This window comes from Alteromonas sp. ABV4_515, from assembly GCF_056160345.1.
Genome location: NZ_JBSWWZ010000001.1, coordinates 883973 through 897538, shown reverse-complemented (window position 1 = coordinate 897538; position 13566 = coordinate 883973). Strand labels below are relative to the sequence as shown.

The following is a 13566-nucleotide window of genomic DNA, read 5'->3' as shown; positions in this document are numbered from 1 at the left end:
GCCGTACTGTTGAACCCGTGCGCTAGTAAGCGCCGAATCGATAGGTGAATTCCACGCCCATGTAGCGTTGGAAATCACGAGTTAACTGCGCGTTGATGTTGCTTTGATCGAAGATGGCGGTGCCAATTTGGGCAACGTAATTGTCATCCAACGCGTTCTTTGCAAACACACTGGCCACCCACTGACCATCATCGGCCTGAATGCCTACAGTGAGGTCGAGCACACCGTAGCTGGGCAGGATCAGATAGGGCGCCTGGTTCTGGTTCATCTGCACTTCGTCCTGCCAGCGATAATTGGCACTGACGAACATGTCCATATCGCCATCTAGATAAATGTTGTACTTACCGGAAAGGGTGATTTTTGTATCTGGTGAATTGGGAACATCGCCACCAGAGATTGACTGGAAGCCATCGATACAGCCTTCAGCTTCGGTTTGATTGAAATAGCACTGCTGATCCATGAATTCACCATAGGTGGCATCAATGAATGCCACACCACCGCTGATTAGCAGTTCAGGTACCGGTTTGGCATTAAACTCCAGTTCCAGACCCTTTGTGATAACTTCACCTGCACTGGTCAGCGAGAAGGTCACCGTTTCAGGGTTGTAAGCCTGACCCTGGAAATTCTCGAAAGTGGTGTGGAACGCGGTAGCAGACAAGCGCAGGCGACGGTCGAACATTTCTGAGCGTACGCCCCCTTCCCAGGCTACGTTAGTTTCGGCCGGAACGGGGGCGGTGCGGCTTTCGTTCAGCGAGAAAATTAAATCGAAAGCTGGCGATTTATAACCCTGAGCATAGCTACCAAATAGCATGGTGGTGTCGTTTAAATCGTAGGAAAGTGCAAAACGACCGGTTAGCGCATCGTCTTCGGTTTCGTTGCTGAAATCGCCCTCGGCACCCGGCAAGGCTGGCAGACCCGAGAACGGCCCTGTAATTTCAGCCGCGCTGCGGTAAAAATCGAAGGAAATTTCGTCTTTGGTGTAGCGTAAGCCCAAAGAGGCTGTGAGTTCGTCTGTGACATCCCAGTCGGCTTGTCCGAATATCGCATAGTTGCGGGTGTCTACCGATGAGTCCATCGCCGCGAAACCAATACCCGACCCTTCCTCCGAACAAGCTACCGTACCGACTACCGGATCGTAGGCATCAGCACAGCGCATGACTTCACGTTCGAAATAACGGTCAACTGTTTGCTCCCAGTAGAACGCGCCCACTGTGACAAACATATCGTCAGTAAGACGTCCAGCTAGACGGAGTTCTTGTGAGAACTGTGACTGCTGTTGGTCGCCGCCACCGGATGCGCCGTTTTTAGTAAACAACACATGGCCTGTCACCGGCGTGAGGTAAGGCACGATGTCGGCATCTTGTGCGGTTTCGAGGGTAAAACCGCGGTAGCCAGTAATCGACGTTAGCGTAAACTCTTCGAAGCTGTGGTTGTATTCAACGGAGATCCCGCCGGTTTCTGTGTTCGAGTACGCTGGGCTGGCAATTTTAACTTCATTGTTGCCCCAGGACACATCCACATCAGCATAGTCTTCTCCAAGCTGGTGGAGGTCAGCCAGTGAACCGCGGCCAATACTTTGTAGCGTTGGTGTACAGCAATCCCGTGTCTGCTTGGAATAATCCGCAATGATATAGAGGTTGTCATCCATGCCAAGATCGATATCCAGCTTACCGCGCATCCCCTTACTTTCGTCACCGTTGATCATCTCGCCAGTGGTGAGGTTTTTTACAAAACCATCGAAGTCACGATTGTAGAACGACAAGCGTCCACGCATATTATCGTTGAGGGGGCCGGTAACCTGACCCATCAATCCCCAGGCGTCATCGTCGGTGAGCGTCATACGGACTTCACCGAAAAAAGAATCTTCCGGGCGTTTGGTAAAGACGCTAACTACACCACCTGAGGCATTTTTACCGAACAGTGTGCCCTGTGGACCGCGCAGTACTTCCACCCGGTCGATGTCAGCCAGATCTGACAGGAATTGCACGGTACGGCCTAGCGGAATGCCATCGATTACTGTACTTACGGTGGGCTCTACGGCTGTCTGGAAGGCGGTAGTACCAATACCACGAATGTTAACGCCGGAACCTCGCATATCACCAGACTGATTAAACGTAACAGACGGGCTTACCTGCACCAGATCCTGAAATTCTGTAGCTTGCGCTGCATCCAGAATTTCTCCAGATACGGTTGTTACTGCGACGGGCACTTCCATGAATCCCTGCACACGCTTTTGCGCAGTGACTTCAATGACTTCCAACTGGGCTTTGGATTTTGCGTCTTGCTCAGCGTCTTCCTGCGCGAGCAGGGCCGACGACGACATCGCGCCCAACGCTATCAGTAACGCTTTTGTGAGTGGCTTTTGGTTAAACATCAATGTATCTCCTCAGGTCTTTTTTTGCACTCGGCAACATAAGTGCATTTTTTGTGCGCATCCCAAACACTGAGCTGCGCTGATATTTTTTGTTTAATAATTGTTAATTTCTTAACAAGGATACAGCTTGATCTGTTTAAAAGTCTATCGTTGTCTTTTTGTTTTGATATCGCTCATACTTTATTTAAAGTGTTGAAAAATATGATCTTAATTTTTGTTTCTAAGTTTGGGTTATAAGCATATTTTCAAATATTATATGCTAACGTTGTCTTTTTGTTGTCTATAACGCAATATTTTCAACTGGGTTTTCGGAAAGCCTGTGGCACAATAGAAATAGTTGCAGAAAACGTAAGTAGATATGAAAGCGGAAAAGAACATCACAGTGCATGACGTTGCCGAAGAAGCTGGCGTGTCTATCAAAACCGTGTCGCGGGTTCTGAACAACGACCCCACCGTTAGAGATAAAAATAAGCAGAAAGTCCTCGATGCCGTGGCGAAAACCGGCTATCGCGTAGATTTAAATGCCCGGCGACTGCGGACCGGGCAGTCGTATCTTATTTGCCTGCTATATATGGACTATGCTTCCAACTCTTATTCCGCAAGGCTGACGTCGGGGGCCATTGAAGTTTGTGATGAAGCGGGCTATGACCTACTTGTGAGGCCAGTTAAAGACAGAGCTTCGCTTGTTGAACAGGTCAGAAAACTCTCGGAACGCTCTAATCCCGATGGCTATATTCTCACGCCCCCTTTGTGTGATGATAAAGGTGTGCTTGAGGTGATTAACGCCGAGAACAAACCCGTAGTAAAAATTTTGCCGATGGATATGGACGAAGTCAGCTGCGTATCCTGCGACATTGTCGGCGGTGTACGAGAGGCGGTTACCCATTTGTTGACCATGGGTCACCGTCGTATTGGCATTATTAATTACAACACGGTCCATGGCGGCTTACTGCGCTACCAAGGGTTTCAGGAAGCCCATGATAATTTTGGGATCAGTGTCGATCCTGAGCTGGTGGTAAATAGTAACCCTAAAACCGACGAGACCTACGAAAGAATTATCCGCACCATGCTGAGCCGGGACGATCGGCCCACGGCATTTTTCACCTTCAACGATTACATTGCAACACTGGTTTACAAAGTAGCTAGCCAGCTTAAATTGCGTATTCCGTACGAGTTATCGGTAGTGGGATTCGATGACGACCCCTCTAGTAAAAACCTTTGGCCACCGCTAAGTACGGTGCATCAACCGGTGGAGAACCTGGGTAAGGCTGCGGCCGGAAAATTGATTCAACAGCTTGTACTTCATCGTCCTTATGAAGAAACCACTGATTTGAGATGTCGGTACGTGCAACGTAGCTCATGTGGCCCACTGTTGTGAACAAACCGGCAGTGTTGCAATTGTCAGCTAAGCTGACAGAGCACCGCCAGTGAAAACGTTGACTCGGTTTCAGCGCAACGCCTACGCGTCGGGTGCTTTTACCAAAAGTACGTTGTGGAATTTTACAGACCTTCTGCTTCTTTACTACCTGGCAGATATTCAGGGCTTAGGGGCTTCGGCAGCAGGTCTCATTTTAATGGTTTCACTGATTGTGTCCGGTATTCTGGATATCACGCTGTCAGTCATGCTCGATACCTATCGGCTGCGTTATCAGAAAGTAATTGCCCTAAGTGCCCCTATTACCGTGTTGTCTTTTGCTCTGCTGTTTTATCCCGTGGAATTGGCGAAAGAGTCGCTGTTTTTATTCTATCTCGTGGCTGCAATCGTGTTCAGAATTGGCTATGCGTTGTTGGATATTCCACACAATGCCATGCTTGGTACGCTAACAAGCGATAGCCGTGAACGCACAAAGTTGTCATCTGCCCGCATCTTCTTCAACGCATCAGCCATTCTGGTTTTCGCAGCCTTCGCGGGTAAAGTTATTGCGTTGTTGGAAACCCCGGGAGATAGCCTTCGATTATGGATGTTGGGCCTCTGCTGTCTGTTTATGCTGAGCAATATTTATTTATGCATCATGCCCGTGTGGTCATTACAAATTCAGCCTCTTCAAGTACAGCGGCCGCCACTGAGAGCCACCTTCACGGCGTTGTTTAAAAATCGCGCCTTTATGGTGCTGGCATTGTATGCGCTTTTACCTTGTATCTTTATTCCAGTGTTTTACAAATCCGGCGTCTACTTCGCCAGTATGTTACTGGCAGACGAAAAACTCACGAACTGGCTCATTGTAAGCTTGGCCATTGGTAAATTGGTGGCATTGCCCGGCTTCGTAAAGCTGTCGTACCTGATAGAAAAGCATCACGCCATGATTCTTGGCTTAGTGGGTCTGATTGCGGTGTTACTTATATTCATGGTGTTTACGCCCCGGTCGCTACCTTTCCTGTGTTTGGCGTTCTTCTCGTGTGGCATTTTTGCCGGAGGACTCATGGTGTTGATATGGTCCGCGCTACCCGACACTATCGAATATGGTTTGCGAGAAACGGGGGTAGTGAACCCTACGCTAACCTTTGGCGCTTTCCACCTGGTGATGCGGGTGAGTGATGGACTGTCATTCGCGGTGATAGCGGGGGTACTGGAATGGTCTGCGTTGCAAACTGCAGGAAATGCAGAATTCTTTGTCGATAGCATTGCCATTATTGCCGCTATCGGCTGTGTCCTTGGCGTTGCCGTGCTCTGGTTTTATCCGATAACCCATCAATGTCACCAGGAAATGGTAAATACAGCTGAGGAAAAAACCGCAATCAATCAACGTTGATCACTTGTCAATCTTGCATAACTGTATATACTCACAGGAACTGTATAGAAAAACAGGGCTGTTTATGCGTCCACTTACCCCAAGACAAACGGAAGTTCTCGAACTCATTAAAACCACCATGCTGGAAACCGGTATGCCGCCAACGCGTGCCGAAATCGCCAGGCAACTGGGTTTTAAGTCGGCCAATGCGGCGGAAGAGCACTTAAAAGCACTGGCACGAAAAGGGGTAATCGAAATCCTGGCGGGTACCTCCCGGGGTATTAAACTGAATATTCCTCTGGAAGCTGAAAACGAGGAAGATGCCGGTTTACCGTTAATTGGGCGGGTTGCTGCCGGTGAGCCAATTCTGGCCCAGGAACATGTGGAAATGCACTACAAGGTCGATCCTGACTTGTTCCACCCCCGTGCAGATTTTCTGCTGCGCGTAAACGGCATGAGTATGAAAGATATCGGTATTTTAGATGGCGATCTTCTCGCAGTGCACCGTACTACAGATGTTCACAATGGGCAGGTTGTGGTTGCACGTGTTGATGAAGACGTAACCGTGAAACGTCTTGAAAAACGTGGCCGAGAAGTATGGCTGCATGCTGAAAACGACGAATTCAACACGATTAAGGTAGATTTGGCGTCGGAGCCTTTCAATATTGAAGGTTTAGCCGTTGGTGTGATCAGAAACGCCGACTGGATGTAAGCGCCGGGCACCAAAATAGATGCTAAAGAATAAGAAAGGCGATGCACTGAGGTGATCATCGCCTTTTTCTTTTATCAATATGGTGCCCTTAACTCAGCGCTAGTAAAGGATTTGCCTTAGCTTAATAACTGGCGTGTGCATAATGCAGTGTTTTTAGTGCCAGCATAAAAACGTCAGCATTTTTTTCGCCACTCACATTCTTCACTACAGTCACTGCTGTGTTGTGTTCACGACACAGAATCGTCATGGTAATACCACCCATGCTGCCGCCTGAATGCATCACCGCGGTGGGAATGTCGTCCATTAACTTAAGTGCTTCCACGTTATCTTTATACGCTTCCCGTTCTCGATAATCGCCAAAGCCAACTTTCCAGCCAATGCCGTAGCCCACTTCGTCCCCGTTATTTAACGTTGCCCGGGTAAACATGGATTTCGTTGTTTCTGCAGCCAAATAATCACTGGCTACGTGAGCCACTGCAAAGCGCACAATGTCAGATGGCGAGGCAATAAAACCGCCACCTGCCCACTTGTAGCTGTGGTCGGTTTGGGGAGCGTTAATCAAAGTGCCTTCTTCGGTTGTATAGGGCCGGGCGCGGTTTTCGATAATTGTGAACTGATCATCAAATACAGTTTCTTTTAGCGATAAAGGCGCAAACACTTCCTGTTCGATAATCTGACGAAAATCCCGATTGCCATCAGCGCCTTCCATTGCAGCACTGACTAACGTCCAGGCGAATGTGGAATAGCTGAAATCGGTACTTGGTGAGAATTCCAGCGGATCATCCTTAAACATGGCGAGGGCGCTGTTAATATCTGGGTAGGTTTCATTGAGCAAAAACTCATTCGCGCCTTCTTTGTAATGGCGAATACCGGCTGTATGAGAGGCTAACTGACGTAAGGTAATGACTGGCTTGTCTTTCGGCCAATCAGCGACATAGTCGGTTACCGGTGCATCTAAATCAATTTTACCTTCGTCATACAGCCGCATCATTGCTGCCGTTGCGATGAGCTTGGATACACTGCCGATGCGAACCTTGTGGTGCGGTGTCATGGCGACGCGATTTTCTACATCGGCATAGCCAAAACCCTCGGCCATCATAATGCCTTTTTCATTACCCAATGCCATAGTGATGCCTGGCACAGTGTCATGATTAACCGCTTCATTGAACATAGCGGAGATGGCGTTTTTCGGGAGTGGCTTGGAGAACGCGTTAAAACAGAGCACAAGGGAAAGCGCTGAAAAAAGAAGTGATTTGTGCAGCAAAAGGACAATCCTGTCTGAAGGTTAAACCTTTACCCTACAGGATGTTTTTCATCTGGCAAATAAAAAGCCCGCTTTCGCGGGCTATGCATCTGGACGGTGATGCAGTAATCGATATTTACACTATTACTTAGCCGCTTGTGCTTCAGCGGTGATGCGCAGGGTAACTTCGTCACTTACATTCGGTACATACGTGTCGATACCGAAATCAGAGCGTTTAATCGTTGTTTTTGCATCGAAGCCTACCGCTTGTTTCTGTGTCATTGGATGCACGCCTGCGCCATTCAGTGTTACGTCCAGTGTCACTTCTTTCGTTACACCTTTGATGGTCAGATCGCCGGTGACTTCCATCGTTTTGTCACCTGTTACTTCAACGTCAGTGCTCTTGAACGTAGCTTTAGGGAATTTAGCTTCGTTGAACCAGCTTTCTTCCATGAATTCTTCGGTCAGTTTCGCCACAAAGGTATCCATAGACGCAATAGATACAGAAACGTCTACCTTACTGTCTTCTGGGCTCTCTTTGTCATAAACAATAGTCCCTTCAGCACCGTTAATTGCTGCTGTAGGGTTAGAAAAACCGAAGTGGCTCCACGACGCAATGACATTGGTGTGAGTCGGGTCGATTTTATAAGACACAGGTGCCGCCAATGCACTTACGCTGAACAAACCTGAAAGCAGTACCGCTGGGATCAATTTAGTCATTACCAATTTCCTTTTTAAACTTGGGGTGTCAAAACAATGAATGTTGTCAGATGATTAATGATACGGCTTCCTGAGAAATTAGATGTATTTAAGATCTGAACAAAACATTCTAATAATCAGAATGAACGCAAACCTTGCCATAATGACCGTCTCCCCATTTCACCATTCCCATGAAACCCGCCATTTATTTTTCACCTAAAGTCTAGACATTGAGCAAAAACTGTTTAATTCTTATACCGTAGTTAACAGAAAAATAACAAAATAAGATAATAATTAACAAGTCGGGCGACTATACGACAGAATCCTGTGAGCAGGGTATTACACAAGATTCTCCATCACGGAGGTGTTGAGTGAAAAAACTCGTAAGTAACGCATTGATGGTTTGGGGGGCAATGAGCGTCGTCACCGCGACCAGCGCACTAGCTCAAACTCATTCTACGTCAGAACGCGCAGGCGAACTGAATCTGCGTCAGGGAGTGACGGATATCAGCGGTCAGGTTTACGACCTGCATATGCTGATGTTTTCGATATGTGTCGCCATCGCCGTCGTGGTGTTTGGAGCGATGTTCTACTCCATTCTCAAACACCGAAAATCTAAAGGCGCCAAGCCAGCGCACTTCCATGAAAACGTGAAAGTCGAAATCGCGTGGACGGTGATCCCGTTTTTGATCCTGATATTTATGGCAGTACCGGCAGCCCAAACCCTGATTGCCATGGAAGATACCAGTAAGCCAGATATGACGGTATTAGTCACCGGTTCGCAGTGGAAATGGCACTACCAATACATGGACTCAGACGTTTCTTTCTATTCAGTAATGGCTACACAGCGCGAGCAAATTGAGAACAAGTTCGACAAAGGCGAGAACTACTTACTGGAAGTTGACCGTCCGCTGGTTATCCCCACCAATCAGAAAGTCCGCTTTCTCATTACTTCCGACGACGTGATCCATTCCTGGTGGGTGCCGGACTTTGCAGTGAAGAAAGATGCTAATCCGGGCTTCATCAACGAGGCTTGGACAAAGGTGAATGAACCCGGCATTTATCGCGGTCAGTGCGCCGAGTTGTGCGGTAAAGATCACGGCTTTATGCCGGTTGTTGTTATTGCTAAAACCCCGGATGAATACAAAACCTGGATGACGGAACAGGAGGCCATTGTTAAGCAGGCCAAAGAAGAAGAGGCCCGTTTGCTTGCAATGAGCATGAGCAAGGAAGAGCTGATGGCGGTGGGTGAGAAAGTATACAACTCTACCTGCGCTGCCTGTCATATGCCTACTGGTCAGGGGTTACCGGGTGTATTCCCTGCGCTGAAAGGCAGTCCAATGGTACTGAATGATAAGCAGGCTCACATCGATATTGTGCTCAATGGTAAGAGCGGCACAGCCATGCAAGCCTTTGGCAAAATGCTATCGCTGAAGGAAGTGGCGGCTGTGGTTACCTATGAGCGTAATGCCTGGGGCAACAATACTGGCGATGTGATCCAACCGAAAGACGTGAATGCTGTGGCAAACGGTAACTAGGAGCCTGCTATGACTAAAGCAACCGAAACCTTGATGCCGGAGCATACTGCGGCACACGACAACCTTACTCACGAACACGATCATCATGAACATCATGGCGCTCCAGCAGGCCTGATGCGATGGGTACTGACCACTAACCACAAAGATATCGGCACCCTGTATCTTTGGTTCGCTTTCATTATGTTTTTAGTGGGCGGTGCCATGGCCATGGTGATCCGGGCAGAGCTATTTCAGCCAGGCCTACAAATAGTCGACCCTAACTTCTTTAATCAGATGACCACCGTTCACGGCCTCATTATGGTATTTGGTGCGGTAATGCCGGCATTCACTGGCTTGGCCAACTGGCTGATCCCAATGATGATTGGTGCACCAGACATGGCGCTGCCGCGCATGAACAACTGGAGTTTCTGGATTCTACCTTTCGCGTTTTCCATGCTGCTCGGCTCGTTATTTATGGAAGGTGGTGGTCCGGCGTTCGGATGGACGTTTTATGCGCCACTGTCTACCACTTACAGTAGCGACAGCACCGCATTATTTGTGTTCTCGGTACACATTATGGGGATCTCCTCCATCATGGGCGCCATCAACGTTATCGTGACTATCTTCAACATGCGTGCGCCAGGCATGACCTGGATGAAAATGCCTTTATTTGTATGGACCTGGTTGATCACGGCGTTTCTCCTGATCGCCGTAATGCCAGTGTTGGCGGGCGCGGTAACCATGGTACTTACTGACAAATTTTTCGGTACCAGCTTCTTTGATGCTGCCGGTGGTGGTGATCCGGTAATGTTTCAGCACATCTTCTGGTTCTTCGGACACCCAGAGGTGTACATCATGATCTTGCCGGCATTTGGCATCATTTCTCAGATTGTGCCCACCTTTGCTCGCAAACGCCTGTTTGGGTATGCCTCCATGGTGTACGCCACAGCGTCTATCGCGTTGCTGTCGTTTATCGTCTGGGCGCATCACATGTTCACAACCGGTATGCCGGTGTTTGCTGAGATGTTTTTCATGTTCGCTACCATGCTGATCTCGGTACCAACGGGCGTGAAAGTGTTTAACTGGGTGGCCACCATGTGGCGGGGTTCCATGACGTTCGAGATCCCCATGCTGTTCGCTCTCGCCTTTATCGTACTGTTCACCATCGGTGGCCTGTCTGGGCTGATGCTGGCGATTACGCCGGTGGACTTCCAGTATCACGATACCTATTTCGTGGTAGCGCACTTCCACTATGTACTGGTGACCGGGGCGGTATTCTCGATCATGGCGGCGGTGTATTACTGGTTACCAAAATGGACCGGCAAAATGTTTAACATCACATTGGCCAAGTGGCATTTCTGGTGCTCGTTGATTTCAGTGAACGTGCTGTTCTTCCCTATGCACTTTGTCGGACTAGCCGGGATGCCTCGCCGTATTCCAGATTATTCGCTGCAGTTTGCCGACTACAACCAGTGGATCAGCATCGGTGGCTTCGCATTTGGTTTGTCACAATTAATTTTCCTCGTGTTAGTGATCAAAGCCTGCCGCAAGGAAGGTGAACTGGTTACGTCACAGGTATGGGAGGGCGCTGAAGGACTGGAATGGGAAATTCCATCTCCGGCCCCTTACCATACGTTCGAAACGCCTCCGAAAGTGAAGTAGGAGTGCGGTATGACCTCGCCAACATCTGCTAATAACCGACTGGTACTACGACTCATTGCCGTGGTTGTGGGGATGTTTGGCTTTGGGTTTGCGCTGGTGCCACTTTACGACGTGTTCTGCGATATCACGGGCATTAATGGAAAAACGGACAACAAAGCCGCGGTTCGCACTGTGGATGAAGTAGATAAGAACCGGGAAATCACCGTGGAATTCATCACCCGAACTAACAGTGGTATGCCCTGGGAGTTCAGGGCTGAAACGCAGAAGGTGCTGGTGCATCCGGGCGAAGTAAATACCGTGGCCTTTTATGTGCGTAACCCGGCCAGCAGCAACATCATTGCTCAGGCCATTCCCTCCGTCAGCCCTGGTCAGGCGGCGCTGTATCTGAATAAAACCGAGTGTTTTTGCTTTAACCAACAGCCGTTACAGGCGGGTCAGGAAGCCTGGATGCCCATGTCATTTTATGTGGACACCAGTCTCCCGGAAGACATCACCTATTTCACTTTGCAATACACGCTTTATGACGTGACCGCCCGGGCCACCGATTTGATGGAAAGCGACAACCCTTATTTACGACAACCTGTGAGCGGCAGCCGCTGACGGGGAGGAAGGAGAACCATCATGCAACAACAATATGAACGTTATTACGTGCCCGCACAGAGCCCCTGGCCCATTGTCGGTGCGGTTGCCTTGTTTCTGATTGCAGTCGGTGCCGGTAATACGGTAATTGAAGCGACAAATGGGGAGTCGGGCCACGGTGGGAAGATCCTGGCGGTAGGTATCGTTGCGCTGCTAGTGATGCTGTTTGGCTGGTTTAAAAACCAGATTGATGAATCGATGAGCGGGCTGTATAGCAGTCAGCTAGGCCGCTCGTACCGACAAGGCATGAGCTGGTTTATCTTTTCTGAAGTGATGTTCTTTGCAGCGTTCTTCGGCGCTCTGTTTTACGCACGGGTGATTTCAGTGCCTTGGTTAGGTGGTGCATCGAATAACGCCATGACCAACGACGTATTGTGGCCTGCGTTTGAGGCCATGTGGCCGCTTATTAAAACGCCTGGTGGCACTACCACGCAGCAAATGAGTGCGGCTGGCTTGCCTACCATCAACACCATTATTCTGCTGATATCGTCGGTGACTCTGCACTTTGCCCATGTGGGTCTGGAACAGAATAAGCGCAAGCAGCTTACCATCATGCTGGGCGTAACCATTCTACTGGGCTTAGCGTTTCTGAGTTTACAGGTAGAAGAGTATATCCATGCCTATCAGGAGCTAGGGCTAACACTGCAATCCGGTATATACGGCAACACCTTCTTCCTGCTTACCGGCTTCCACGGCATGCACGTGACGCTAGGTACATTGATTCTGATTGTCTTATTTTTCCGCATTCTGAAAGGGCATTTTACCCCACAAAATCACTTCGCCTTCCAGGCCGGTAGCTGGTACTGGCACTTTGTGGATGTGGTGTGGGTCATGCTCTTTCTGTTTGTGTATGTGTTGTAGCTAAGAAATTAAGGCCGATGGATGGCCTGATGAGTGAGCGCCGTGGTGAGAGGTGCATTGCATTTTTAAACCGTCTGCCGCAGGGATGCGGCAGCCGAGCGCCCAGGGATGGGTTTACCGCGTGTTTCAAATGCAATGTGCCTCTCAGCCGAAAGGCGCGCGTCTCTGCAATTTGCCACGGTTCAGTAAGGCGTGGGATTGGGAGTGATAAGGCCGGTGGCGAGGGCCACGAGAATGAGTAGCACGATAATGACAGAAGTCATTACCCGGCGACCGATGTACTTGCTCATTGGTTCGCCATCAGGGTTGTCTTTCATCATCACGCGCATGGCAAGAAACAGATTGATGATCATGTAGATCACCAGACAAACCAGAACGATTTTTACAATCATATTTTTCTCCATCAGCAGGAGCCAAGCATGAAACAACCACGTCGGTTCCCTTCCCTTCCTACCGCAGCGGTGGTTCTTACTGCGGTTATCTGTATGGTTTTGCTCGGATTCTGGCAGTTAGATCGGATGCATCAGAAAGAGCAACGTTTGGCTAGCATAGCGCAAAAAAGCGGCGAGGGAGCAATTTCTCTTGATGCACTCAAACCCCAGCAGGAAGACATTCGAGACTATCAGGTTGGCTTCAATGGGCGGGCTGAAAGTAACCAGATCTTGTTTTTAGATAACCGGGTGCAAAACGGCAAGGTGGGTTACGAAGTGCTGGTACCAGTGCAAAGTACTGACGGTACCGTACTCGTTAACTTTGGCTGGGTAGCCGCGCCGCCGCTGCGCAGTGAGTTACCTGAAGTCGACCTTGCGCAAACCTATCAGCATTTTCACGGGCGGATCTCTATCCCCGGGCACAACCCCGTTGTTCGTGAAACCTTGCCCTTCGATGCATCCTTTCCGGTAGTGATTCAGGCTGTGGATCTGGACTTTATTCGTCGCTTAACCGGGAAGTCGTTGCTGCCCTATGTAGTGGAGCTTACCGCCCCTGAGCAAAGTGAATTTATTCGCGATTGGCAGCCGGTGGTGATGCCGCCCGAGAAACATTTCGCCTATGCCATTCAGTGGTTTGGCTTGGCCGTAGCGGCCGCTGCAGTGAGTTATTTTTCGTTAATTTCGAACAGAAAAGGATAG

General features: G+C 49.2%; 12 protein-coding genes. 8 read left to right on the top strand and 4 right to left on the bottom strand.

The window, feature by feature from the left end; all coding sequences use genetic code 11:
- Nucleotides 1–22: 22 nt before the first annotated feature.
- Complete coding sequence (locus ACXAGX_RS03835) at nt 23–2374, bottom strand: TonB-dependent receptor (RefSeq protein ID WP_474818635.1); 2352 nt, start codon at nt 2372–2374, stop codon at nt 23–25.
- Between the two features lie 358 nt (nt 2375–2732).
- On the opposite strand from ACXAGX_RS03835, the gene ACXAGX_RS03830 reads away from it, so the two are divergent.
- The 3 genes from ACXAGX_RS03830 (at nt 2733) to lexA (ending at nt 5815) form a co-directional block, all read left to right on the top strand.
- Complete coding sequence (locus ACXAGX_RS03830) at nt 2733–3752, top strand: LacI family DNA-binding transcriptional regulator (protein ID WP_474836660.1); 1020 nt, start codon at nt 2733–2735, stop codon at nt 3750–3752.
- Between the two features lie 49 nt (nt 3753–3801).
- Nucleotides 3802–5124: an MFS transporter gene (locus tag ACXAGX_RS03825; protein WP_474836658.1), complete on the top strand. Its 1323-nt coding sequence runs from the start codon at nt 3802–3804 to the stop codon at nt 5122–5124.
- Between the two features lie 64 nt (nt 5125–5188).
- Complete coding sequence (gene lexA, locus ACXAGX_RS03820; protein WP_474836656.1) at nt 5189–5815, top strand: transcriptional repressor LexA; 627 nt, start codon at nt 5189–5191, stop codon at nt 5813–5815.
- 121 nt (nt 5816–5936) lie between these two features.
- Here the strand turns inward: lexA and ACXAGX_RS03815 are convergent, their stop codons facing one another.
- Nucleotides 5937–7079: a serine hydrolase domain-containing protein gene (locus ACXAGX_RS03815; protein WP_474836654.1), complete on the bottom strand. Its 1143-nt coding sequence runs from the start codon at nt 7077–7079 to the stop codon at nt 5937–5939.
- A 123-nt stretch (nt 7080–7202) separates the two neighbouring features.
- Nucleotides 7203–7778, bottom strand: a complete 576-nt coding sequence (locus ACXAGX_RS03810; RefSeq protein WP_070124477.1) for a YceI family protein — start codon at nt 7776–7778, stop codon at nt 7203–7205.
- 392 nt (nt 7779–8170) lie between these two features.
- Between ACXAGX_RS03810 and coxB the strand changes: the two genes are divergently transcribed.
- From coxB to ACXAGX_RS03790, 4 genes are read left to right on the top strand one after another with little or no spacing between them, the layout of a single operon-like run.
- Complete coding sequence (coxB, locus tag ACXAGX_RS03805) at nt 8171–9295, top strand: cytochrome c oxidase subunit II (protein WP_474819256.1); 1125 nt, start codon at nt 8171–8173, stop codon at nt 9293–9295.
- Between the two features lie 9 nt (nt 9296–9304).
- On the top strand, nt 9305–10936 hold the full coding sequence (gene ctaD / locus ACXAGX_RS03800; protein ID WP_474836652.1) for a cytochrome c oxidase subunit I: 1632 nt from the start codon (nt 9305–9307) through the stop codon (nt 10934–10936).
- A gap of 9 nt (nt 10937–10945) precedes the next feature.
- Nucleotides 10946–11536, top strand: coding sequence for a cytochrome c oxidase assembly protein (locus ACXAGX_RS03795; RefSeq protein WP_474836650.1), 591 nt, complete (start codon nt 10946–10948; stop codon nt 11534–11536).
- Between the two features lie 21 nt (nt 11537–11557).
- The gene (locus ACXAGX_RS03790) at nt 11558–12436 is read left to right on the top strand and encodes a cytochrome c oxidase subunit 3 (RefSeq protein ID WP_474836648.1); all 879 of its coding nucleotides are present in this window, start codon (nt 11558–11560) and stop codon (nt 12434–12436) included.
- A gap of 182 nt (nt 12437–12618) precedes the next feature.
- On the opposite strand, the gene ACXAGX_RS03785 is transcribed toward ACXAGX_RS03790, so the two are convergent.
- On the bottom strand, nt 12619–12828 hold the full coding sequence (locus tag ACXAGX_RS03785) for a DUF2909 domain-containing protein (RefSeq protein WP_474836646.1): 210 nt from the start codon (nt 12826–12828) through the stop codon (nt 12619–12621).
- A gap of 27 nt (nt 12829–12855) precedes the next feature.
- Between ACXAGX_RS03785 and ACXAGX_RS03780 the strand changes: the two genes are divergently transcribed.
- On the top strand, nt 12856–13566 hold the full coding sequence (locus tag ACXAGX_RS03780; RefSeq protein WP_474836644.1) for an SURF1 family protein: 711 nt from the start codon (nt 12856–12858) through the stop codon (nt 13564–13566).